20 protein-coding genes are annotated in these 23,822 nt (G+C 68.9%); 8 read left to right on the forward strand and 12 right to left on the reverse strand.

Going from position 1 to position 23,822, the window contains the following annotated elements; genetic code table 11:
- The first annotated feature begins 136 nt into the window (after positions 1-136).
- The 5 genes from ACESK8_RS13055 to ACESK8_RS13075 are packed head-to-tail and all read left to right on the forward strand — an operon-like array spanning position 137 to position 6,924.
- Complete coding sequence (locus tag ACESK8_RS13055; RefSeq protein WP_372968997.1) at positions 137-1,873, forward strand: amidohydrolase; 1,737 nt, start codon at positions 137-139, stop codon at positions 1,871-1,873.
- Positions 1,870-3,528 (forward strand): ABC transporter substrate-binding protein, encoded by a 1,659-nt coding sequence (locus ACESK8_RS13060; protein ID WP_372968998.1) that lies wholly within the window; start codon positions 1,870-1,872, stop codon positions 3,526-3,528. The genes ACESK8_RS13055 and ACESK8_RS13060 overlap by 4 nt, the downstream gene beginning before the upstream one ends.
- Positions 3,525-4,481: an ABC transporter permease gene (locus ACESK8_RS13065; protein ID WP_372968999.1), complete on the forward strand. Its 957-nt coding sequence runs from the start codon at positions 3,525-3,527 to the stop codon at positions 4,479-4,481. Before ACESK8_RS13060 ends, ACESK8_RS13065 begins: the two co-directional genes overlap by 4 nt.
- On the forward strand, positions 4,478-5,344 hold the full coding sequence (locus tag ACESK8_RS13070) for an ABC transporter permease (protein ID WP_372969000.1): 867 nt from the start codon (positions 4,478-4,480) through the stop codon (positions 5,342-5,344). The genes ACESK8_RS13065 and ACESK8_RS13070 overlap by 4 nt, the downstream gene beginning before the upstream one ends.
- Positions 5,341-6,924 carry an ABC transporter ATP-binding protein gene (locus tag ACESK8_RS13075; RefSeq protein WP_372969001.1) on the forward strand — a complete coding sequence of 528 codons (1,584 nt, stop codon included), beginning with the start codon at positions 5,341-5,343 and terminating at the stop codon, positions 6,922-6,924. Before ACESK8_RS13070 ends, ACESK8_RS13075 begins: the two co-directional genes overlap by 4 nt.
- 13 nt (positions 6,925-6,937) lie before the next feature.
- Here the strand turns inward: ACESK8_RS13075 and ACESK8_RS13080 are convergent, their stop codons facing one another.
- The 8 genes from ACESK8_RS13080 to ACESK8_RS13115 all read right to left on the reverse strand — a co-directional run bounded on the left by ACESK8_RS13080 (position 6,938) and on the right by ACESK8_RS13115 (position 16,443).
- Positions 6,938-8,560, reverse strand: a complete 1,623-nt coding sequence (locus ACESK8_RS13080; RefSeq protein ID WP_372969002.1) for an amidohydrolase — start codon at positions 8,558-8,560, stop codon at positions 6,938-6,940.
- A gap of 58 nt (positions 8,561-8,618) precedes the next feature.
- The gene (locus ACESK8_RS13085; protein ID WP_372969003.1) at positions 8,619-9,086 is read right to left on the reverse strand and encodes a DUF3237 domain-containing protein; all 468 of its coding nucleotides are present in this window, start codon (positions 9,084-9,086) and stop codon (positions 8,619-8,621) included.
- Positions 9,083-10,786, reverse strand: coding sequence for a nickel ABC transporter ATP-binding protein NikE (nikE, locus tag ACESK8_RS13090; protein ID WP_372969004.1), 1,704 nt, complete (start codon positions 10,784-10,786; stop codon positions 9,083-9,085). The genes ACESK8_RS13085 and nikE overlap by 4 nt, the downstream gene beginning before the upstream one ends.
- Entirely contained in the window at positions 10,783-11,646 is an 864-nt protein-coding gene (locus ACESK8_RS13095; RefSeq protein WP_372969005.1) for an ABC transporter permease, read from the reverse strand. Before ACESK8_RS13095 ends, nikE begins: the two co-directional genes overlap by 4 nt.
- Positions 11,643-12,590, reverse strand: a complete 948-nt coding sequence (locus ACESK8_RS13100) for an ABC transporter permease (protein WP_372969006.1) — start codon at positions 12,588-12,590, stop codon at positions 11,643-11,645. Before ACESK8_RS13100 ends, ACESK8_RS13095 begins: the two co-directional genes overlap by 4 nt.
- Positions 12,591-12,621: 31 nt before the next feature.
- Positions 12,622-14,271 carry an ABC transporter substrate-binding protein gene (locus tag ACESK8_RS13105; protein WP_372969007.1) on the reverse strand — a complete coding sequence of 550 codons (1,650 nt, stop codon included), beginning with the start codon at positions 14,269-14,271 and terminating at the stop codon, positions 12,622-12,624.
- A gap of 82 nt (positions 14,272-14,353) precedes the next feature.
- Entirely contained in the window at positions 14,354-14,788 is a 435-nt protein-coding gene (locus ACESK8_RS13110) for a DUF3237 domain-containing protein (protein WP_372969008.1), read from the reverse strand.
- On the reverse strand, positions 14,785-16,443 hold the full coding sequence (locus ACESK8_RS13115) for a CocE/NonD family hydrolase (protein ID WP_372969009.1): 1,659 nt from the start codon (positions 16,441-16,443) through the stop codon (positions 14,785-14,787). The genes ACESK8_RS13110 and ACESK8_RS13115 overlap by 4 nt, the downstream gene beginning before the upstream one ends.
- 148 nt (positions 16,444-16,591) lie before the next feature.
- On the opposite strand from ACESK8_RS13115, the gene ACESK8_RS13120 reads away from it, so the two are divergent.
- A complete protein-coding gene (locus ACESK8_RS13120) occupies positions 16,592-17,161 on the forward strand; it encodes a TetR/AcrR family transcriptional regulator (RefSeq protein WP_372969010.1) in 570 nt (189 codons plus the stop codon).
- A gap of 323 nt (positions 17,162-17,484) precedes the next feature.
- Here the strand turns inward: ACESK8_RS13120 and ACESK8_RS13125 are convergent, their stop codons facing one another.
- The gene (locus tag ACESK8_RS13125) at positions 17,485-18,834 is read right to left on the reverse strand and encodes a DUF1214 domain-containing protein (protein WP_372969011.1); all 1,350 of its coding nucleotides are present in this window, start codon (positions 18,832-18,834) and stop codon (positions 17,485-17,487) included.
- A 137-nt stretch (positions 18,835-18,971) separates the two neighbouring features.
- On the opposite strand from ACESK8_RS13125, the gene ACESK8_RS13130 reads away from it, so the two are divergent.
- Positions 18,972-19,514, forward strand: coding sequence for a hypothetical protein (locus ACESK8_RS13130; protein WP_372969012.1), 543 nt, complete (start codon positions 18,972-18,974; stop codon positions 19,512-19,514).
- Between the two features lie 381 nt (positions 19,515-19,895).
- Here ACESK8_RS13130 and ACESK8_RS13135 read toward each other — a convergent pair whose 3' ends face one another.
- Genes ACESK8_RS13135 through ACESK8_RS13145 form a run of 3 tightly spaced genes read right to left on the reverse strand, consistent with a single transcriptional unit; the run spans position 19,896 to position 22,157 of the window.
- Positions 19,896-20,258 (reverse strand): cupin domain-containing protein, encoded by a 363-nt coding sequence (locus ACESK8_RS13135; protein WP_372969013.1) that lies wholly within the window; start codon positions 20,256-20,258, stop codon positions 19,896-19,898.
- Positions 20,255-21,661: an NAD(P)/FAD-dependent oxidoreductase gene (locus ACESK8_RS13140; protein ID WP_372969014.1), complete on the reverse strand. Its 1,407-nt coding sequence runs from the start codon at positions 21,659-21,661 to the stop codon at positions 20,255-20,257. Before ACESK8_RS13140 ends, ACESK8_RS13135 begins: the two co-directional genes overlap by 4 nt.
- A gap of 28 nt (positions 21,662-21,689) precedes the next feature.
- A complete protein-coding gene (locus ACESK8_RS13145) occupies positions 21,690-22,157 on the reverse strand; it encodes an Lrp/AsnC family transcriptional regulator (protein ID WP_060928413.1) in 468 nt (155 codons plus the stop codon).
- Positions 22,158-22,256: 99 nt separating this feature from the next.
- Here ACESK8_RS13145 and ACESK8_RS13150 point away from each other — a divergent pair, with 99 nt between their 5' ends.
- Positions 22,257-23,690: a gamma-aminobutyraldehyde dehydrogenase gene (locus ACESK8_RS13150; protein WP_372969015.1), complete on the forward strand. Its 1,434-nt coding sequence runs from the start codon at positions 22,257-22,259 to the stop codon at positions 23,688-23,690.
- The last annotated feature ends 132 nt before the right edge of the window (positions 23,691-23,822 follow it).

Raw genomic sequence — 23,822 nt, forward strand, 5'->3', positions numbered from 1 at the left:
TCGTGCCATGTCCCTGGGCGGATCTGCGCGTTTCGCAACGGATCCGCATCGCCTGTGACAACACTGTTGACAGCATAGATGACCGGAGATACGTTTATCGCGTTCCAGCAGCATCGACGATGAGGGAAGGTCCACTATGGCGAGCGAGTTCGTCTTCCACGGGGGTCTCGTGTTCACCGGCAGCGGGGCACCGCTCGAGGCCCACGCCGTCGTCGTGAGGGACGGCCGCATCGCGGCCGTCATCCCGGAAACGGAACTCGACCTCGAGGCGTTCCCCGAAGCGAACCGCATCCACCTCGACGGAGCCCTGCTCAGTCCCGGCTTCCAGGACGCGCACATCCATCCGGTGGGCGGGGGCATCGAGCTGCTGCAGTGCAACCTCTCGGACGCGGAGAGCGCCGCCGAGGCCGTCGAGCTCATCCGCTCGTACGCCCGGGCGCATCCCGAGCAGGAATGGATCCTCGGCGGCGGCTGGAGCATGGACCACTTCGCCGGAGGCAACCCGCCTCGAGGACTCCTCGACGAGGCGACGGGCGGACGCCCCGTGCTGCTGCAGAGCCGGGACCACCACAGCACGTGGGCGAGCACGGCGGCGATCGAGCGCGCCGGGATCACGGCGGAGACGCCGGATCCCGACGACGGACGGATCGTCCGCGAGGCGGACGGGTTCCCGGCCGGCACCTTCCACGAAGGCGCAGGGGATCTGTTCGCGTCCGTGCGCCCCGCGACCTCTCCCGACCTCGCCTACCAGGGGCTGCTGCGTGCCCAGGAGGAGCTCATCGCCCTCGGCATCACGGGCTGGCAGGACGCCATGGTCGGTGCGGACTCCGGGGGCATCTCCGATCCCCTGGCCGCCTACGAACGTGCCGCCGCCGATGGCCGGCTGCTCGTCCACGTCGTCGGCGCCCAGTGGTGGCTGCGCGACGGCGGCATCGAGCAGGTGGCGCGGATGACCGAGCGCCGCGAGCGGGCCGCCGCCGCGCATCCCGACCGTCGGATCGACCTGGGCACCACGAAGATCATGGTCGACGGGGTCGCGGAGAACCAGACGGCGGCGATGCTCACGCCCTACCGTGATGCCTCCGGCCACGACACCTGCAACCACGGCCTGAGCTTCATCGATCCCGCGATGCTCCGCGAATACGTGACGGCACTGGATGCCGCGGGCCAGCAGGTGCACATGCACGCGCTCGGCGACCGCGCCGTGCGAGAGGCTCTCGACGCGCTGCAGGTCGCACGAGACGAGAACGGCGACACCGACGGTCGCCACCATCTCGCACACCTGCAGGTCGTGGCGCCGGATGACACCGCTCGCTTCGCGCCGCTCGGAGCGATCGCCAACATCCAGGCGCTCTGGGCGACCCACGAGGATCAACTCGACGACCTGACCCTGCCCTTCCTGCAGGACGGGCAGGTCGACCGCCAGTACCCGTTCGGTGACCTCGTGCGCGCCGGCGCTCGTCTGGCCGCCGGCAGCGACTGGCCCGTGTCGACCGCTGACCCGCTCGCCGCCATCCACGTCGCCGTGAACCGCGCGTATCCGGGATCCGAGCGACCGCCGCTCGGCGGTGCGCATCAGCGCATCGACCTCGAGACCGCGTTCGCCGCGTACACCTCGGGGTCCGCGTACGTGAACCGACGGGACGACGACACGGGCAGCATCCGCGAGGGGTACCTCGCCAACCTCGTCGTGATCGAACCGAACCCGTTCCGCCTGCCGATCGACGAGCTGCACCGGGCGCGCGTGACCTCGACGTGGATCGAGGGACGCCTCGTCCACGCGGCGCAGCCCGCCACGGCATCCGCCACGGCATCCGCCACCACCGCATCCGCCACCACCGCGTCCGACACCCACCGCACGGAGTCCCGATGAACCGCACGCCGCTGTCCCGTCCCCTTGCTCGTCGCGGCGCCGCTGTGCTGGTCGGCGTGCTCGCGGTCGCCGCGCTCACCGCCTGCGGACCGGCTGCCACCGGCGGCGCCGGCTCGGAGGAGCCGATCGACTGGAAGCTGACCGAGACGACCGCGGCCCCGAGCGGCGACATCGACTCGTTCACCTTCGCGACATATGCCGAGCCCTACTCGCTCGACTACGCGTACGCGTTCGACTACGCCGACAACTCGATCCTCGCCAACACCTGCGAGTCGCTGCTGCGGCTCAACCCCGACTACTCGCTGAGCCCGGGTCTCGCCGAGTCGTTCGACCACCCCACGCCGGACACCTGGGTGTACACGATCCGCGAGGGTGTCACCTTCCACGACGGCACTCCGCTGACGGCGGCTGACGCGGTGGCGTCGATGAGCCGGCACCTCGATCCCGCGGTCGGATCGTTCTGGTACTCCGTCTACCAGAACGTGAAGACGATCGAGCAGACCGGCGACCGCGAGGTGACCGTCACCATGACCGGCCCCGACTCGCAGTTCAACCTCGGCATGGGCGGCTCCGCCGGTGTCATCGAGTCGGCGGCGACCCTGGCCGAGAAGGGCGACGAGTACGGCAACTCGACCGGCGGCGTGAACTGCACCGGCCCGTTCGAGCTGACCTCGTGGGAGTCCGGTGAGTCGATCACGATGACCCGCTACGACGACTACTGGGACGAAGACCTCACGGCGCACTCCGGCGAGGTCCGGTTCGTCTTCATGACCGACCCCACCGCCCGCATCAACGCCCTGAAGTCCGGGAGTGTGGGCGGCTCGTGGATGGTGCCGATGGAGGCCGTCTCCTCGCTGCGGGATGCGGGCAAGGGAGACGTGCTCTTCGGGATGAGCACGGCGGTGGGCAACATCGTCGTGAGCAACCTCGAGGGACCGCTGGGCGATGTCCGCGTGCGCAGAGCGCTGCTGCTCGCGATGGACCGCGACGGCATCCTGCAGGCCGCGTACCGGGGCGTCGGCGAGACGACCGACGTGATGACCACCGAGTCGGTCTGGCAGGACGCCGATGAGTCCGCGCGGACGGCGGCCTTCGACGACGTCACCGCGTACGAGCAGAACGTCGAGGAGGCGAAGAAGCTCATCGCCGAGGCGGGCGCCGAAGGCGCCGAGCTCACCTACGTCACGGCTCCGATCAGCAACGACTTCTCCGTCATCTCGCAGGCGACGGTGGCCGCCGCCCAGTCGATCGGCCTGAAGGTGAACGTCGAGACCGTCACCCCCAACGCGTACACCGCGCTGTTCTCCGATCCCACCGCCCGCGAGGGCGTCGACCTGTTCTACACCAGCTGGTACCTCTCGAGTCCGGATGCCCTGGAGATGTACTCGGTGCTGCGCACCGGCGACTTCAGCAACTACGGCGGCTGGTCGAATCCCGAGTTCGACGCGATCCTGCAGGAGGCCGTCGCGATCGACGACCCAGCCGCCCGCAGCGAGCTGACCGCCCGGGCGCAGCAGATCGCGAACGCGGAACTGCCGTGGCTGCCGCTGTACGAGGCGCCGATCTCGCTGTACCTCGGCGAGAGGATCACCGGAGTCCAGCCGTCGATCGCCTTCATGTACTACCCCTGGGCCGCCACGATCGGCGCCCGGTGACAGCCGCTCGACGCGTCGCGGGAAAGCTCGGCGGACTGCTGCTGACGCTGTTCCTGGCGTCGCTGCTCGTGTTCTTCTCGCGCTTCCTGGTGCCGGGCGACCCGGTGAGCTTCCTGCTCCGCGGCCGCAAGCCGAGCCCGGAGGCGGTGGCGCAGGTGACCGCGCAGTACGGGCTGGATCTGCCTCCGTGGGAGCAGTACCTCCGGTGGGTGCTCGGCCTTCTGCAGGGGGATCTCGGGCGGTCGTTGCAGTACCGCCAGGATGTCACCGTGGTGATCGGGGACAGGCTCCCCGTCACCCTCCTGCTCGTCACGATGGCCGGCGCGATCGTGCTGGTCGCCGGCGTCGCGCTCGGGGCCGTCGCCGCGCTGAATCGCGGCAGGGCGCTCGACAGGTTCGTGCTGATCGGTCTCACGGTGCTGGGCGCGATCCCCTCGTTCGTCGGGGCGATCGTCCTCATCGCACTGTTCTCCGTGCAGCTCGGCTGGGTCCCCTCGTTCGGCTCCGGCGACGGCTTCGCGGACATGGTCTACCACCTGATCCTGCCCTCGATCGCTCTGGCACTCGTGTTCATCGTCCTGGTGGGCAAGGTGACGAGGTCGGCCATGGTCGATCAGCTGAGCCGCGAGCACGTCGAGGTGTCGACGAGTCGGGGCGTGCGCCGGTCCGTGGTCGTGCGCCGGCATGTGCTGCGCAACGCCCTCGGTCCGATCCTGACCGTGAGCGGCGTGCTCGTGGCCGGGCTCATCGTCGCGAGCTCGATCGTCGAGGCGGCGTTCGGGCTGTCGGGGATCGGATCGCTCCTCGTGCAGTCCGTGGACCGGCTCGACTTCCCCGTCGTGCAGGCGATCGTCCTCCTCGTCGTGTGTGCGTTCGTCGTCATGAACGCGATCGTCGACGTCCTCGAACCCTGGATCGACCCGCGATCCGCCGCAGGAGCTGGTGCCCGATGACCTCCTCGACGCCCACCCTCGCGATGCGGGTGCTGCGCGCGCCTCGCCGGCGTCGCCCACGATTCCTCTACCTGGCCAGTCTCGTCGTGCTCGGCGCGATCGTCCTGGCGGCGATCTTCGCGCCCTTCGTGGCTCCGTACGACCCGGATGCCGTGGACTTCACGTCCTTCCTCGCCCCGCCGTCCGCAGCCCACTGGCTCGGCACCGACTCGCTCGGCCGTGACCTGCTGAGCCGCCTCATCTTCGGCGGGCGCACCGCGCTCGTCGGTCCGCTGCTCGTCGTCGTCTTCTCCACCGTCATCGGCATCCTGCTGGGGCTGTGGGCCGGGTGGCGCGGAGGCTGGATCGATGCCGCCCTCAGCCGGGTCTTCGACGTGCTCTTCGCGTTCCCCTCGCTGCTGATCGCGATCATGGCGGTCGCACTGTTCGGCAAGGGGCTGGTCGCCCCGGTCATCGCCATGAGCATCGCCTACGCGCCGTTCGTCGCACGGCTCACGAGGTCGCTCGTCACCGCGGAGCGGGCGCGGCCGTATGTCTCGGCCTACCGGGTGCAGGGCTTCGGAGGTGGCTGGATCGCACTGCGGCGCGTGCTGCCGAACGTCACGCCGATCGTCGGTGCGCAGTCGACCCTCAACTTCGGCTACGTGCTCGCCGAGCTCGCCGGCCTGTCGTTCCTCGGCCTCGGTGTGCAGGCGCCGACCGCCGACTGGGGCGCGATGATCAACGAGGCGCAGTCGGGGGTCGCCGCCGGTCACTTCCTGCCGGCGATCGCCCCGGCGGTCGCGGTCGTGATCGTCGTCGTGTGCGTGAACATCGTCGGCGAAGAGCTCTCCGACCGAATCGGCGGAGGGATCCCCGCATGACCGCTCTTCTCGACATCCGGGACCTGACGCTCGACCTCGCGGACGGCACCCGGCTGCTGCACGGCATCTCCCTGCAGGTCGCACCGGGAGAGACCGTGGGACTCGTCGGGGAATCCGGTTCCGGCAAGTCGCTCACGGCCCGTGCGGTGCTGGGGCTGCTGCCGGATCGGGCCATCGCCGGCGGCGTCGTCGAGGTGAACGGCCGGTCTCCGCTGGCTGGCGCTGCGGGGCGGCAGGAGATCCGCCGCCACGAGGCCGCCATGGTGTTCCAGGATCCCCGCGCGGGCATCAATCCCATGCGGACGATCGGCGATCACGTCACCGAGGCGCTGCGGCTCTGCGAGGGCTGGGCGAAGGATGCGGCACGAGCTCGTGCGATCGAGCTGCTGACCTCCGTCCGGCTGCCCGCCCCCGGGGAGCATCTGTCGCAGCATCCGCACGAGCTGTCCGGAGGAATGCTGCAGCGCGTCATGATCGCCGGCGCCCTGAGCGCCTCGCCGGGACTGCTCGTGTGCGACGAGCCGACGACGGCACTCGACGTCACGACACAGGCCGGGATCGTCCAGGTGCTGCGCGATCTCTGCGAGCAGAGCGGGATGGGGATGCTGTTCATCACCCATGACCTCACCCTCGCCGGCTCGCTCTGCGACCGGCTCGTCGTCATGAAGGACGGAGCCGTCGTCGAGCAGGGGACGGCCAGGGAGGTGCTCGTGGCTCCGACCGCGGAGTACACGCGACGGCTGGTCGATGCCACCCCGCGCATCTCGGGAGAGATCGCATCGCCGGAGGTGGGCTCGGCATCCGAGTCTCAGCTCGTCGTCGCGGGGGTCGGCAAGACCTATCGGCGGCGCGGGGCGGAACGCGTCTCCGCGGTGGTCGACGCCGACCTGGTCATCCCGCGAGGCGGCTCCGTCGCGGTCGTGGGCGAGTCGGGATCGGGCAAGTCGACCCTTGCGAGGATGATCGTCGGACTCGAAGCGCCCGATGGGGGGACCATCACGATCGGCGGCCGATCGATGTCGGGCATCCCGCGCACACGCGCTGAGCGGCTCCAGCGCGCGAAGAGCGTGCAGATGGTCTTCCAGGACCCGTACCTCTCACTCGATCCCCGGATCCCGATCGGTCGAGTGATCGAGGACGTGCTGAGACTGCACACCGGCCGCTCCGGGAGTGCGGCCGCCGAGCGGGTGCTCGAACTCATCACGGCGGTGGGCCTGGGCGAGGAGCATCTGACGGCTCGTCCGCGCACCCTGTCCGGCGGTCAGCGTCAGCGCGTCGCGATCGCCAGGGCGCTGGCCGTCGAGCCGGAGCTGCTCGTCATGGACGAGGCCACGAGTGCGCTCGACGTCTCGGTGCAGGCGCAGGTGCTCGACCTCGTCGCCCGCATCCGCCGGGAGCAGGGGCTCACCGTGCTCTTCATCAGCCACGATCTGGCGGTCGTGCGGCGGGTCTGCGCCGACACGATCGTGATGCGCCGCGGTGAGATCGTCGAAGCGGGGCCGACCGAGCAGCTGCTGAACGACCCGCAGCACGAGTACACCCGCCTGCTGATCGACTCGGTGCCCGTTCCGATCACCTGAACCGTCGAGTCGATCACTCGCGCGTGTGCACGACGGTGCCGCCCACGACCGTGACGGCGGTGCCCACGCTGATGAGCGCCTCGGTCGGGATCGCGAACGGGTCGACGGTCGACACCGCGATGTCTGCGCGGGCGCCGACGCGCAGCATCCCTCCTCCGCCCAGCACGAGTTCGGCGGACCCGCTCGTGTACGCGGCGAGCGCCTCGGTGAGGGTGAGGCGCTGCGTGGCGTCGAGCGGTTCGCGCGGCTGCCCGTCGGGGCCGGGGAGCGAGCGGTTGACGGCGACGTGGATCGCGAGCCACGGGTCGGCGGGCGACACGGGCCAGTCCGACCCCATGGCTATCGCGGCACCGCTGTCGGCGATCGCGCGGAACGGGTATCCCGCGCGCATCCGCGCGTCGCCGATCATCGGCACGACGGCAGGATCGACGGATGCCCACAGCCCCTGGATGTTCGCGGTGATGCCGAGCGGGCCGAAGCGGCGGGCGTCGTCGGGGTGCACCATCGAGAGGTGCGCGAAATGATGGCGCTGACCGGTGCCGTTGGCACGCCGGGCCGCCTCGACCGCTGCCAGAGCGACACGCACCCCGCGGTCGCCCATGATGTGCAGGTGCATCGCGAAGCCCTCGGCGTCGAGTGCGACGACGAGCGCCTCGAGCGCCTCGGCGTCGATGTGCAGCTCGCCGCTGCCCGCGTGGCTGCAGTACGGCTCGAGCAGCGCCGCGGTCTCGCCGTGCGGGACGCCGTCGACCATCGCCTTGGCGGTCGACGTGTCGAATCCGGCCGCGGCGTTGGCTGCTCGCAGCGCGATGAAGCGCTCGACCAGCTCCGGCACCTGCGCGGCCGTGGTGCCAGGCGGGACCCAGAGTGCACCGGAGGTGCGGCTGCGGAGGGTGCCGTCGGCGATGGTCCCGAGATACGCCGCCGTGCAGTCGGCCTTGCCGTTGTACTCTCCCAGGATCGCTTCGTGCCACCCGGTGATGCCCAGCGACCAGAGGAAGTCCTGGGCGTTGAGCAGGCCCGCGGCGATCTCCGCGTCCGTTGTGGCGGGGATGACCCGACCGACGAGCTCCGCCGCCGTCTCGTTGAGGTATCCGGTCGGCTCGCCCTCGTCGTCATGGTGGATGTGGCCGTTCGGCGGAGCCGGGGTGTCGCGGTCGATCCCGGCGAGCTCCAGGGCGAGCGAGTTGACCCACAGGGTGTGATGGCCGGCGTCGCTGAGCGCCACAGGGCGGTCGGCGACGATCGCGTCGAGCAGCTGCCTGGTCGGGTGCGCGAACAGCTCATGGCTCCATCCGCCGCCCGTGATCCACTCGGCATCCGTCGCCTCGGCTGCCGCAGCGATCAGCGACAGAGTCTCGTCGACGCTCGTCGCCGTCGTCAGGTCGCAGCTGAGTCGCTCGACGCCGGCGAAGGCGGCATGGATGTGCGCATCCACGAACCCGGGAAGGATGCCGCCGCCGGCCGCCTCGATCATCCGGGTGCCTGGGCCTGCCAGGGCGCTGATCTCCTCGTCGGAGCCGATCGCGATGATGCGCTCGCCGCGGATGGCGACGGCGGTGTCGGCGGTGCCCACCCGTCCGTCGAACACGCGGCCGTCGACGATGCACACGTCGGCGGTGAGGGTGCGGGTCATGGTGGTGCCTCTCGTCGTGGCGGCTGCGCCGCTCGGATCCTGCTCGTCGATCATCTCGTCACACCACTCGGAACACGCGGATGACGACCTGGTCGACTCCCGGTCGCGCGTAGCCGATGAACTGCGACTCTGCGAGCCAGCGCAGGGGTTCCGCATCCGTCTGGAAGACGAACGCCGTGCGGTAGTAGAGATCCTGCTCGGACGGCTGTACACCTGATTCGAACTGCGCGATCGCCGCCTCGTTCGCACGCCAGTAGCCGCGGTTGACGACGTCGACGAGATGGCCGTCGATCTCGATCAGATATCGCGCGTCGAGCTGGGTGGTGACGCCGTGGTCGATCCACCAGTCGCCGCCACCCGGAACGACGCGCCCTTCGGCGCGGGGACCGGTCACGCGGCCGCCGACGATCGGGGTGAAGTGCAGCTGGCCGCCCTCGCCTCGACCGATGCGCTGAGGCGGAGTGACATCGACCTGCAGCTCGAAGCAGTACTCGAATGCGGGGGTCATCAGCTCGGTGTCGGTCATCGCCGTCTCCTCTTCGTCGGTCGGTCGAGTCCGATCGTCGGGATCGGAGTGGTGCGCACCGGGATGCGCCGCTGGGGGATCCAGCCCTCGCTCGGGATCGAGTCGAGCAGCAGGCGGGTGTACTCAGCCTGCGGGTCGTCGAGCACGCTGCCGGTAGCGCCGCGCTCCTCGATGCGGCCCTCGCGCATCACCACCACGTCGTCGCACAGTCGGCGGATGACAGTGAGGTCGTGGGTGATCATCAGCAGGGCGACGCCGGTCTCGAGGCGGATGCGCTCGAGCAGCGTCAGGATCTCGACCCGGGTGGTCACGTCGAGCGCCGACACGGCCTCGTCGAGCACGAGGATGCGCGGCTCGGCGGCCAGTGCCCTGGCGATCGCCACCCGCTGCCGCTGTCCTCCGGAGAGCGAGCGCGGACGCGCGTCGAGCAGGGCGGGGTCGAGGCGCACCGATCGCATCAGCGCGAGCACGCGCGCCGAGAGGGCCTGGCGGTCGTCGTCGCGACGGTGCACTCGGATCGCTTCGATCAGGCACTGCCGCACGGTCTGCCGTCGGTCGAGAGACTGATACGGATCCTGGAAGACCATCTGCGCGGTCTTCGCCCGGGTGCGCCGCTCGGTGCCGGAGGCTGCGGGTGTGCTCCAATCGGAGCCGCCGACGCGCACACTGCCGGCATCCGTGCGCTCCAGTCCGCAGATGATGCGGGCCGTGGTGGACTTGCCCGATCCGGATTCCCCGACGATGCCCAGAGATCCTCCGGCAGCGAGGGTGAACGACACGTCGTCGACGGCGGTGAGGATGTCGTGACCGCGGCCGCGGGCCGCCCGCACACGGAATCGCTTGGTGACGCCGTCGACTCGCAGGAGAGGCTCGGTGTCGAGGGGACTCGTCTGCTCCGCGGGGGCGGTCAATGGCACGGTGTCGAGCGACGCCGACATGAGGATGCGCGTGTAGTCCTGCGTGGCATCCTCTCTCATGCTCCCCGCCCGCAGTGTCTCGATCGTGCGCCCCTCCTTCATGACCACGACGCGATCGCACACGGCGCCGGCAAGAGCGAGGTCGTGGGTGATGAACAGCAGCGACAGGTCGCGGTGGCGGCGCAGGTCGCCGATCACCGCCATGACCTCCTCCTGCGTGGTCACATCCAGCGCCGTGGTGATCTCGTCGGCGAGCAGCAGGCGCGGATCCATCGCCAGAGTCGATGCGATCATCACGCGCTGCAGCAGACCGCCCGACAGCTCGGCGGGCCGCTGCCGCAGGCGCCGGGCGGGGGAGGGGACCCCGACCTCGTCGAGCAGCTCGATCGCGCGACGTTCGGCGGCGTCGACCGTGAAGCCGGCCACCGTGACCAGGCCTTCGGTGAGGAAGTCGCCGATCGTCCGCAACGGATTGAGGTGCGCGCGCGGGGTCTGGAACGCCATGCCGATGCGCAGCGCCCGAAGCTCGCGTCGTCCGCGTTCGTCGAGACCGGCGAGGTCCTGACCCTCGACGCGGATCGTGCCGGCGGTGGTGAACGACTCCGGCAGGAGACCCGCGATCGCTCGCACGCTCAGAGTCTTGCCCGAGCCGGACTCGCCGACGAGGCCGACGGACTCTCCGAGGGCGACCTCGAGGGTGCAGTCGTGCACCAGCATCCGAGGGCCCTCGGCACAGGGCATCGCGATCTCGAGGCCCTGCAGTTCCAGAACCGGTGCGGTCATCGTTCCTTCTCCTCTGCCCAGGTGGTGGTGCGGGCGCCGATGATGCCGACCGAGAGCACTGTGACGACGATGAGCGCGGCCGGGAACAGGGACTGCTCGGGAGCGCCGGCGAGGATCGCGGCCTGCCCTCCCGCGATCATCGATCCCCAGTCGGCCGCCGGGGGCTGCTCTCCCAATCCGAGGAACGAGATCGCCGCGAGGTCGAGCATCGCGTAGCCGAACCCGACAGTGGCCTGTGCGGCGACGACAGGGATCAGCGCCGGGATCAGATGGCGGAAGCAGATCGCCGCACTCGAGACGCCCTGCACGCGCAGGGCCGCGATGTACGGACGCCCGAGCTCCCGCGACGCCGCGGTCTGGGTGAGTCGCGCCACGACCGGGATGTAGGCGATCGACAGTGCGACGACCGGAGCGACGAGCCCCTTGCCGAACATCGCGACGGCCAGAACGGCGAGCACCAGGCCGGGGATCGCGAAGATCACGTCGATGACCCGGGCGATCGTGCCGCGCACGAAGCCGCCGAACCATGCCGAAGTCACAGCCAACGCCAGACCGAGCGTGGTGGAGAGCACGACGACGATGACCGGCGCCGCGACACTGGACGATGCGCCGACGAGCACCCGCGACAGGATGTCCCTGCCGAGGTCGTCGGTGCCGAACAGGTGGTCGAGCGATGCCGCGCCGTTGATCGGTCCGGCGTACAGCTGGTCCGGTGCGAACGGCGCGAGCCAGCGTCCGGCGACCGCGATCACGGCGACGATCGCGAGCACGACGACGGCGACGACGACGAGCGGATCGCGTCGGGCGAGCCGGCGCGTGGCGGCGGGGAGGCGTCCCGCGGCGAGCTGACCGACGCTCATGCGTTCCTCCTGGTTCCGGCGCTGTCGGGGTCGATCGCGGCGGCCAGCAGATCGGCTGTCGCGTTGAGCACCACGAAGAGCGTGACGAGCAGCAGCGAGACGACCTGCACGACCGGGAGGTCCTTGCGAGCGGCGGCTTCGGTGAGCAGCGAGCCGATGCCGCCGAGCCCGAAGGCCTGCTCGGCGATCGCAGAGGCGGCGAACAGCCCGGCGATCGTCGTGCCCGAGATCGCCAGGATCTGCGGTGCCGCGTTGTGGAAGACGTGGCGACGGAACACCCGCGGCCAGGGGATGCCGCGCACGCGAGCCGTCTCGACGTGCTCGGAGTGCAGCTGGGCGACGAGGGCGCTGCGGGTCACCCGGCTGATGTAGGCGATGAACATCAGCGCGAGCGACACCGCGGGCAGGATCAGATGCCAGAGGCGATCGAGCCCCTCGTCACCCGCGCCGAAGGTCGGGAACCAGCCGAGCGAGGTGGCGAAGATCCAGATCAGCAGGATCGCGACGATGAACGTCGGCAGCGCCATCCCGAGCGACGTCGTGACCGAGACGACCATGTCGGTACGACGACCGCTCACTGCGGCGAGGATGCCGGAGCCCAGGCCGAACACCGCGATCAGAGCGGTGGTGAGCAGCACCAGTTGGAAGGTGACCTCGAAGCGGGATCCCACCAGCACGGCGACATCCGTCTTATAGACGAAGGAGCGACCGAAGTCGCCGGTGAGGACGCCGCCGAGCCAGTGGAGGTACTGCAGCCAGACCGGATCGTCCAGCCGGTACTCGGCGCGGATCGCCGCGATGAGTTCCGGGGTCGGACGAGCTCCACCGGCCAGGGCCGTCACCGGGTCACCCGGCGTGAGCAGCAGCGCCGAGAAGATGACGACGCTGGCGAGGAACAGCGTGAGCGCGAGACCGCCCAGCTTGCCGAGCAACGTCCTGATCATGAGGGGGATCCGTTCCGTGGTCGCAGCAGACTCACTCGCCGCCGAGGTGCAGCGCCCAGGGGGAGCTGTAGATCGCGACAGAGGTCGTGATGCCGGTGAGGTCGTCGGACAGGTAGGTGAGCTGGTAGGCCGCGGCGAGCGTCACCTGCAGCTGATCGGGGGCGAAGATCTCCTGAGCGCTCACGAACGCCTCGGCGGCTGTTGTGGCATCCGTCGCGGTGCGCGCCGCCTGCAGGTCGGCCGTCACCTCGTCGTTCGCATAGCCCGACCAGTTGAAGATGCCGCCGATCTCGGCCGGCAGCATGAACAGCTGCGGATAGCCGAGCACACCGGGAACCTCGAGGTACCCGGTCGTGGCCACGAAGTCGATGCCGTCACGCAGCTCCGGCGTGTAGAACAGCGCCCCGAAGTCCGCGGGCTGGCGCTCGTCGATCGTGATGGTGAGGCCGATGTCCTTCGCGGCGCTCTGCACGATGGATGCCGTCTGCGAGAACTCCTTGGCCCCGGCAGGCACCGCGAGCACCAAAGGCACCGAGGTGTCGATGCCCGATTCGGCGATGAGCTCCTTGGCCTTGTCGAGATCGACCTCGGGTGCGGGCAGCGCGTCGTAAGCGTCCTGATAGATGTCCTTCGCCTCCATTCCGCTCCACACGAACGGCGGCACGATCGTCTTCTGGACCTCTCCCAGTCCCTGCAGCACGGTGTCGATGTACACGTCGCGGTCGATGGCGAGACTCAGCGCCTGTCGTACCCGGGGGTCGGCCGCAGCGCTGTCGGCGGAAGCGGGTCCGAAGCTGTACGACGCGGTCGACGGGCCGGCGATCAGGCGGCCTTCGCCGTCCTCCGCTTCGAAGCTCTGTCGCGACCCGGGTGGCACGGTGAATGCGCCGTCGATCTCGCCCGATGTCAGAGCGGAGGTGAGAGTGGGACCGTCCGTCACGAACACGAAGCGGATGCGCTCGGTCAACGGAGCGCCGTTCCAGTAGTCGGGGTTCGCGGTGACCGAGATCTCGGACCCCGGCTTCCATTCCTCGAGCTGATAGGGGCCGGCGCACATCAGGCCGCCACCGGAGGTGCCGAGGTCCTTCCCGGCGGTGCCGCCGAATGCCTGGCTCATGACAGCCCCGCCGCCTCCGCCGAGAGCATCGCGGAAGGTGGTGTCCGGCGCGGTGAAGCGCACGAGCACGGTGTCGTCATCGGGAGTCTCGATGCTCGAGATCAGCGCGAAGGCCGCATACCACTGCGAGGCGGGGGTGCGGTTCCGCTCCAGGCTGTAGGCCACGTCCGCGGCGGTGACGGGAGTGCCGTCCCAGAAGGTGACCCCCTCACGGACGGTGATCTCGAAGGTCACGGGGTCGACCCAGTCGGCCTTCTCGGCGATGCCGGGTTCCACCGTGAAGTCCGGTTCGACGGTGAGCAGGCTGTCGCACAGGTTCGGGATGATGATGTTGGCCGAGGACGACGGATCCAGCGTCTGCGGCTCGCCCTCCACGACGGCCCAGGTCACCTCGTCGACGGGTTCGGTGGCTGCCGGGAGTGCCGTGACGAGCGACGAGGCGTCGATCTCCTCGGGTGACGAGTCTGTCGTACCGGTGCGCGGTGCACAGGCGGTGGCGGCGAGAACGGTCGCGGTCGCCAGGGCGGCGACGACGGTGAGCCGGCGTCGGGTGGTGCGGGTCATGTCGGGTCCTCTCGAGTGCGTGCGGCGGGGGCGTCGTCGACCCCGCCGGGGGTGGTGGTGCGGGTGGTGCGGGATGCCGTGCTCAGCGCACGACGTAGATGCGGATGCAGATCTGCTCGTCCTCGTCGCGCGCCAGGCCGATGAACTGATTGCGGCTGAGCCAGCTGTGCGCCGGCGCGTCTGTCTGGAAGACCGGCGCGGTGCGGAAGTACGACGTGCCGTCCTCCTCTTCGCGGTAGTAGCCGCGATTGAGGATGTCGATGGCCGAGCCGTCCGACGCGCGCAGCAGGTACCGCGCCTCGAGCTGGAACGTGCCGTCGCGCTCGACCGACCAGTCGCCCCCGCCGGGGATCACGGTGCCCTGCAGCAGCGGGCCGTCGACCGTGCCCCCGGTGATGGGGGTGAATCCGAGGATCTCGTGCGGGCCGCGTCCGAGGTGGATGTCGGCGTCGACGTCGACGCGGATCTCGAAGGCGTACTCGAGCACCGGCTCGGGCTGGGGGGCGGACGTGGTCATGACAGTTCTCCATCCAGGACAGGGAGGTGGATCGTGAGGCCGTCGGGCCCCCCGACGGTGAGGTGCTGCTGATTGGTCGCGGTCGGTCCCCAAGCCCAGGGGTCGACGCCCGTGCCCGGCTGCGGGATGAACTCGGGGTAGTCGCTGCTCGACACGTGGAGGCGGAGGCGGTGGCCGGCGCGGAGCCGGTATCCGATCTGCCCCAGACCGACGTCGATGGTCGCGGGTGTCGTGGCCTCGGCGACCTGCCGCTGACCGCGGGCGATGCGCAGCGCCGTGCCGTCGGGTGCGACATCGAGCAACCGGAGGAAGAGATCGAGCACCGGTCCGTCGGAGCGGACAGCGACGGTGGCGGTCACGGGGCCGGCGAGATCGACGTCGGAGGCGACCGGGGCGGAGGTGAAGACGCGCACGTCATCGCGCTCGCCGATCGGCGCTTCGTCCGGCACCTCGAGCAGGAACGAGAAGGCGTCTGCAGCACTCGACGGTACGAGGTCGGCCGGATCGTGCGTCCAGGTCAGCTCGGTCGGCTGCTCTGCGGCATCCGTGCTCAGTCCTCCGGCGGCGGTCGCCTGCAGCGTGACGGTGCGGATGCCCTCGGGCGGCCAGGCCGCATCCGTCCTCTCCTCGTTCGTGCCCGCGAGGTTCCAGCGCACGGCGGGGATGTCGGACGGGGCGCCGTGGCCGCGCAGGTACACCTCGAAGAACTCGAGCGCCGGGTCGAGGGTGCGAGGAAGCAGAGCGCGGACCTGCTCGTCCGTGCGCTCGACCACCCGGTCGGCCGGATCGCTGAGCAGCTCGTACCCCTCGTGGTCGACCGACTCGATGCGCAGGTGGTGGTGCGCGGCCCAGGCGGGATGCTGCGCGATGTCCGCGACGTCGGCCCAGGACAGTGGCGCGCAGTTGTCCCACCAGCCGATGGTGTGCAGTACCGGCACGGAACGTGAGGCGAAAGGACTCCCGAGCGGGAATCTCGGCAGGTGCACCGGCCGCGGGTACCACTGGTCGTAGGAGATCGATCGCTCTCCGACCTCGGCCAGGAACTCCTCGACCTGCGAGGCGAAGTCACGTCGAGCCCAATCGGGCTCCCACATGAAGGTGTCGTTGCCGTGGAAGTGACTGACCGGATACAGGTAGGTGATCGCCCACTCGACGTCGGAGATCCGCTGGCCCGGCGTGCGTCGCACCGGCTCGCCGAGGCGTGTGCCTGTGACCCGGGGGGCGATCGCCTTGAGAGCCGGGTGGCCGCTCGCGGCTGCGGCCCACTGCGTGTAGCCGTAGTAGCTGTCGCCCCACATCGCGATGCGGCCGTTCGACCAGGGCTGCTGCACGATCCAGTCGAGCGTGTCCTCGCCGTCCCGCACCTCGTTGACGAAGAGCAGCGCCTCGCCCTCGGAGCGGAACTTGCCGCGCACATCCTGCGCGACGACGCGGTAGCCGCGGGCCATCAGGTACTCCGCGATCAGGGGGATGTAGGTGTAGGCGCCGCTCTTGTCGTACGGCAGGCGGATGAGGATCGTGTCGCCGGCGCGTTCGCCGCCGTCCTCGGGGAGGTACACGTCCGCAGCGAGCAGCACGCCGTCGCGCATCCGGACGCGGGCGGGGCGCGCCAGTTCGCTCTCGGGGGCCGCGGGGATGCGGATGTAGCGGGTCATTGCTCTCCTTCGAAACCTCTGCGCCGGGAAGACCGCGGTGCTCGATGAATCACAACGTAGGTCCGCCTCAGTTAATAGTCAAGTCCGACTAGACTAAAAACTTGTAACATCTATGTATCCTGCTGACGCAGGGGAAAAGGGGGAGACGATGGCACGCCCGACCGTGGCCGCAGAACGCCGCGACCAGATCATCGACGCCACATTGCAGACCGTGGCCCAGCACGGCATCGCGGGGACCTCGCTCGACCGCATCGCGGAGGCCGCCGGCATGTCACGCGGACACGTCCGCCACTTCGTCGGCAATCGGGACCAGCTGCTCGCGGAGGCTGCGCGCCGAGTCTTCTCGGATGAGGAGGGGGCGTTGACGATCCTCCCCAGCGAGGTGACGACGTTCTCCGCCGCCCTCGACTTCCTTTTCGGGGAGGAGTTCACCCGCTCGGATGCCGAGAACGCGGTGGTCCTCGGCTTCGTGGAGCTCTCGCGCACGAACCCCCCGATCGCCGAGGTCCTCGCTGAGGCCTACGGCCGCACGCGCATCACCCTGGCGGAACTCGCCGAAGCGGAGTATCCGGACGCGGATGCGGAGACGCGCGCGCTCGTGGCCGACGGAACCCTCTCGGCTGCGCTCGGCAACGTGTTCATGGGCGATTTCGACCCGGACGAGGTACGCACTGCGCGCGTGCGTCGGAGCGTCGAGGCGTTGCTCTCGACGCTCTGAGATCGGGCGGCGGCGGCTGTTGTGCGTCTGCCGCCGGTGCGATGCTGCCGTCCTGATGAGCTGATCTGAAACGCATCGCGACGAGGTCGCGGCCCAGTAGGCGCGATACGACCACGCGCGATCCTGATCCCGACCGGCGGCCGGGAGCTTCTCTAGCCGGCAGCACCCGGTTTGATGATCATGAGGAAGAGGGCGGTCAGCCATATCACGTTCAGGGTTCCCGGGTAGAGCATCGCGCGTTTCGCGCGCCCTCGTCATCGGGCGGCTCTAGGCGGCACTCAACCGGTCACGACTGCCTCAGTGTGTTCCCCGTAGGGCTGCGGTCAAGACTTCTGGAAGTCAGAAGGCTTCCAGTTACCATCGAACGCGGGGGCGCCCGGACCGTAGATACGGAAGTACGCGAACCACTGCGAACCCGGATTAGTCTGCAGCCACGGCACGTCACCGTCCGGCTGAGCGGGTCCGAAATGAAGAGTGATCGAGCCTGACTCGTCGGGCTCCAGGTTGTCGCGCAGGCTTGTCAGCACCGGTTTGAACTGCGGCGTGTTGATCTCCGACCGTGTGTCGAGATCGTACAAGGTGACAGACCAGAACTGCGCGGCGGGCACGGGCGAGGGAACGGTCAGCGAGTAGGACATGCCACCATCGAGCGCAGCGCCATCGCGGTCGAATGCAGCGAGCCAGTAAAGGGAGCCGGCGCCCTCCTTGTGCATGAACATCTTGTCGGTTTCGAGGGTGGCCTGGTAGAACCAACGCTCCCGCACGGAGAGGTGCAGAAAGTCCTTCTCGTAGTATCCGAAGTCCCCCTCGGAGTACACGACCCACTCCCACTGACGATCAGGCCAGACGAGCCGTTCCGGCGCGTCGTCGGCGAACGCTGCGACCACGAGCTGCTCGTTCGCCTTCTCGGCTGCCTCGGAGAGAATCGAGACGAGTTCCGCATCCGGGGCGAAGGATCGGTCCGCCCGCAGGCCGAGGTCGGCGAGCATCCCGTACTGGGTGTAGAGAGCGGACGACGGCACATCGACGTCGAGGGCCCGCTTGAGAGCGTGCCAGTACTCGATCGTCCCGTCGACCACGCAGGGGTTCGCGACTGCCTTGCGATCCGACATGTCGACGAACACGTTCGGCGTGGGGTTCTCCGCCTCCGCCCAAGGATAGACCTTCAGCGTGCGCAAGAGCGCCTTTCCCTTCTCCGGGTCGGGGAAAGGTGCGCGGGCGCAGACGAGGAACCTGTTGGTCTTGAGGCGCTTGACGAAGTAGCCGGCTTCGGGCAGCGGACCGTCATAGCCCGGTGCCACGAACAGATACTTTGCCCCCTTGCCTTCGTCCTCGCCGACGACGCCCATGTTGGTGACGAACTGAAAATTCGTGTCATCAACCACCCCGATCAGCGGCCCCGCAGGGAGCTCGACCACGACCGGCCCATCAGCCGTGTCACCCAGCCCGATCCCGTACGGGGTATCGGAATTCTGAGTGAGGGTGACGAGATCCGGGGTGGTCAGCTGGATAAGGAAACCGCGGTTGGCGGGTGCGCCGAGCTCTTCGAGGGATTCGTAGTTCAGCACCATGGACACGGTCGGATAGAAGAATTTGTATGCCTCGACAGCCCGGTTGAGCAGCGCTTCGCGGCGGATCCTGACAATCTCTCCAGAAGTGGGGAGCTTCTTCATCGGCGGTGTCCCTTCAACGGCGTCTCGGTGATCGTGTCAGATGCTCACTGCGTGCCTCAGCGTCCGCGTTCAGTCAACCAGAACGCACCCGACACGTCACCCGTGGTGTTCTGGTCGACAGCTTCTAGTCTGATCACGTGAGTAATCCCCACACCGCAGCTGACCGCAGCATCCTCCGCATTCACCACGCCCTACGGCCAGGGTTTGGGACAGAGGCAGCTGTCTATGGCACGATTCTCGTCAGCGGGCTCGTGGCGGTGTCATCCGCACACGGCGAGACTTCCGCCGTGGTTCTGATCACAGTCGCCGCCACTGTGCTGGTGTTCTGGGGTGCGCACGTGTACGCGGGCACGCTGGCCCGGCTCGGGGCCAGGCCGGAAGGAAGCGAACACGACAGCCTAAAGATCAGGCGCGCGTTCCGTGAGTCAATTCAGCATTCGCTAGGAATGCTGAGCTCTGCAGCCATACCGACTCTGATACTGCTGGCCGGAACCAATCGACTCATCCCAGACGACCTCGCAAACGACGTCGCGCTCTGGTCAGGGGTCGTCATCCTCGCCTTTCTCGGGTACGTCGCCTTCCTTCGCCGAGGCAGCCCGCAGCTCGTCCGCATCGCCGGCGCCTTGGCCACCGCATCATTCGGAGCAGTCTTCGTCATATTGAAGGCGCTTGTTCACTAGCCGACGACGGCCGGTACGCGACATCGGGGGCATCAATCATCACGATTCGGTGATCGCCGACAGCGGCGCGCAGGACACCCCCGCCTGGACTTCCGCGAGACGAGCGACGCCCATACGCCGGATACGTCTGCCCGCTCGGTACCGTCCGAATCGGCGTACGCGATGACCGTGAAGCCGGGGCCTCCCCAGCTGAGGCCGGGGCCCGCCACGCCGAGGCCGGCTAAGCCGAGCATTAGAGCCCGAAAAGTCCGATGAGCGTCGCGGCGATGGTCAGGGCTGCGTTGGATATCGGCTCGGTCTGCGTTCCTGCGCGAGACTGGGACGTATCATGATCAGCCCGTTGCCTCACGGCGCGGGCTGATTTTCTTTCGATCCCCGACCTCAGGCGATGTAGACCTTGCGCAGCGTCTCGGTGACCGTCCAGGCGGTGCGCTGCCCCTCGGCCAACCGCACGACCGACCCGGGGCCGACCTCGATCGCGGGGAGCGGCGGATCGACGAACTCGATCCGCGCCCGACCGGTCAGCACGACGAACACCTCGTCGACCTCGGTGTCGGATGCCGTGCCCGGCGTCATCTCCCAGAGACCGACCTCGACCTCGCCGATCGTCGCGAGGGCGTGGGTGGCGGACGTCGGAGTGCCGATGATCAGGTCCTCCGTCGGAAGCGGCTCGTGCACGAGCGGCAGTGCCGCGGCATCCACTCCGGTTCCCGGCGCGAGCTCGCCCGGCACGAGTTCGCTCACGAGTCGAAGCCCATGCCGACGGCATCCAGCGTCTTGAGGAACAGGTTGCGCTTGCCCTCGTTGTGATCCGCCCGGTTCATCGCAGCGCGCACGAGGTTGACGCCGATCGAGGCGACGGGCTCCGGGGGGAACGGGATCGGCTTCTCGCGCACCATCGCGAGCTCGGTGCGCTCCGTCGGCTCGCCGGACAGCTTGTCGAGCATCACGTCGGCGGCGAAGCGCGCCGCCCCCACGCCCAGGCCGGTGAACCCGGTCGCGTAGGCCACCCGGCCCTTGCGGGCGGTGCCGAAGAACGCGCAGAACCGGCTCGACGAGTCGATCGCGCCTGCCCAGCGGTGCGTGAACCGCAGGCCCTCGAGCTGAGGGAACGTGGTGAAGAAGTGCGAGGACAGCTTGCGGTGGCTCTCGGCGCGGTCCTCGTACTCCGGGCGCACCTTGCCGCCGAAGTGGTAGACCGCGTCGTATCCGCCGAACAGGATGCGGTTGTCGGCGGTGAGTCGGTAGTAGTGGAACTGGTTGGCGCTGTCGGCGAGACCCTGCCGGTTCGACCAGCCGATCGAGGCCAGCTGCGCATCGGTCAGCGGCTCGGTCATGAGCACGTAGTCGTACACGGGCACGGTCATCAGCCGGTTGCGCTTGAGCAGCGAGGGGAAGACGTTCGTCGCCAGCGCCACGGCATCGGCGGTGACGCGTCCACCCTCGCGGGTGATGAGGGTGATCGGACCGGAGCCGTCGCCGGAGACCGCGCGCACGAGCGACTGCTCGTAGATCTCGACGCCCAGCTCGACGGCCACGCGGGCGAGCTCCAGGCCGAGCTTGGCCGGATGCACGAGCGCGCATCCGTCGCGTTCCCAGGCGCCGGCGAGGAAGGTGTCCGAGTGGACCTCGGCCTGCACGGCATCCCGGTCGAGGAAGCCCTCTTCCTCGCGCAGCCACTCCACCTGGTGCGGCTCGACGGCCACGGCCAGCTGGCCGGTGCGCTCGAAGTCGACATCCATGCCGTACTTCTTCACGGTCGCCTCGATGCCGTCGAGGTTCTCGTGCCCCAGCTCCTCCAGGCGATCGATCTCTTCGGGCCAGCGGGTGAGGCCGTTCTCGTGCCCGTGCGTGAGGCTCGACTCGCAGAAGCCGCCGTTGCGGCCGGACGCCGCCCACGCGATGCGCGAGGCCTCCAGTAGTACGACGCGCCGCTCCGGGTCGCGCTCCTTCGCGCGGACGGCGGTCCAGAGGCCCGCGTACCCGCCGCCGACGATCGCGAGGTCGGCGGAGATGCTCCCCGAGAGCGAGGGATGCTCGACGCGCTCGACGTTATCGAGCCAGAACACGCCGAAGGCCGTGTCGCGCAGCGAGGCGTCGATGACGGCATCCGCGGGGCGGCGGCGTTCGAAGACCGTGGTTCCCATGATTCAGTCCTGTTCCAGGGGCCGCGCTTCAGCGCGTGCCCCAGTTGTAGAGGTCCTTGTAGAGGCCGGCGTAGAGCAGGCTCTCGGTGTGGGCGACGCCCGGGATGGTGCGGATGCGGGTGGCGATCAGGTCGAGCAGGTGCGCGTCGCTCTCGCACACCGCCTCGACGAGGATGTCGAAGGTGCCGAGCGTGACCACGACGTAGGCGAGCTCGGTGATCTTCGTCAGCTCCTCGGCGATGAGGCGCGGGTCGCCGGTGACGCGGATGCCGATCATCGACATCCGGTTGAACCCCAGCTGCATGGGATCGGTGACGGCGACGATCTGGATGACGCCCGCCTCGGTCATCCGCTGCACCCGCTGCCGGGCTGCAGCTTCGCTGAGTCCCACCTCGCGGCCGATCTCGGCGTAGGGTCTGCGGCCGTCCTCCTGGAGCAGCTCGACGATCCGCTTCGAGATGTCATCCAGCACGGGTTGCTTCGGCGTCGGGGTCATGTGTCGATATTGACAGGATCATGCGCTCTAAGCAACTGATTCCATCGTTCAGAGCGATTGAGTCTTCTGTATTCGCAATCCGATCGCTAGCATGGCGACATGGCCACAGAACTCCTCCAGAACTTCATCGGCGGGCAGCGCGTTCCCGTGAACGGACAGGGGCGGATGCCTCTCATCGATCCGGCGACGGAGGAGACCTACGGCGAGCTGCCCGTCTCGGACGCCTCGGATGTCGACGCCGCCTACGCCGCAGCGGCCGCCGCCTTCCCGGTGTGGCGCGACACCACCCCCGCCGACCGCCAGCTCGCGCTGTTCCGCATCGCCGACGAGATGCAGGCGCGGGCCGAGGAGTTCGCCGACCTCGAGTCGAAGGACACCGGCAAGCCGCGGGCGAGCCTGGTGGCGGACGAGATCCTGCAGTCGATCGACCAGCTGCGCTTCTTCGCCGGCGCCGCGCGCAACCTCGAAGGGCGCGCCGCAGGGGAGTACCTCGCCGGTCACACGTCGTTCGTGCGCCGCGAGCCGATCGGCGTGATCGGTCAGGTCACGCCCTGGAACTACCCCCTCAACATGGCGGTGTGGAAGATCGCGCCCGCGCTCGCCGCCGGCAACACGGTCGTGCTCAAGCCTGCCGAATCGACACCGCTGACCACGCTCCTGCTCGCCGAGATCGTCGCGCTGCACACGCCGGCGGGCACGCTCAACGTGGTGCTCGGCGATCGCGACACCGGGGTGGCGCTGGTCGAGCACCCGACCCCGCAGATGGTGGCGATCACCGGATCCGTGCGCGCAGGGATGGCGGTCGCGCGTTCGGCGGCGAACGACGTCAAGCGCGTGCACCTCGAGCTCGGCGGCAAGGCGCCGGCGATCGTCTTCCCCGATGCGAACCTCGACAAGGCGGCCTCCGGTATCGTCACCGGCGCGTTCTTCAACGCAGGGCAGGACTGCACCGCGGCCACCCGCGTGCTCGTGCACTCGTCGGTGCACGACGCCTTCGTGGCGACGCTCGTCGAGAAGGCGAAGGCCGAGGCGCGAACCGGCGGCCCGCACGAAGAGGGCGTCCTCTACGGTCCGCTCAGCAGCGCCGCTCAGCTCGCCCAGGTGCAGGGGTTCGTCGACCGCCTGCCCGCGCACGCGACCATCGAGACCGGCGGATCGCGTCAGGGCGAGACGGGCTACTTCTTCGAGGCCACGATCGTGTCGGGCCTGAAGCAGGATGACGAGGCCGTGCAGGGCGAGATCTTCGGTCCCGTGCTCACGGTGCAGTCGTTCGAGACCGAGGAGGAGGCGCTCGAGCTCGCGAACGACGTGCCCTATGCGCTCGCCTCGTCGGCGTGGACGACCGATCACGCGCGCGCGATGCGCTTCTCCCGGGACCTCGACTTCGGGTGCGTCTGGATCAACACGCACATCCCGTTCGTGTCGGACATGCCGCACGGCGGTTTCAAGCACTCCGGTTACGGCAAAGACCTCTCGCAGTACGGCTTCGACGACTACACGCGCATCAAGCACGTGATGTCGGCGCTCGACTGATCCGGGTTCCGGCTGCACGACTCCGGAGATCCGGTCGCTCCGGGCGCGAATCCCGGCGGTACCGCGCCTTCGGGCGCGAATCTCCGGAGTTGTGGCTGGTGCTGACGGCGGTCGCGTCACTCGACACGTATG

Origin of the sequence: Microbacterium sp. (assembly GCF_041641055.1) — a bacterium.
Lineage (GTDB): Bacteria > Actinomycetota > Actinomycetes > Actinomycetales > Microbacteriaceae > Microbacterium.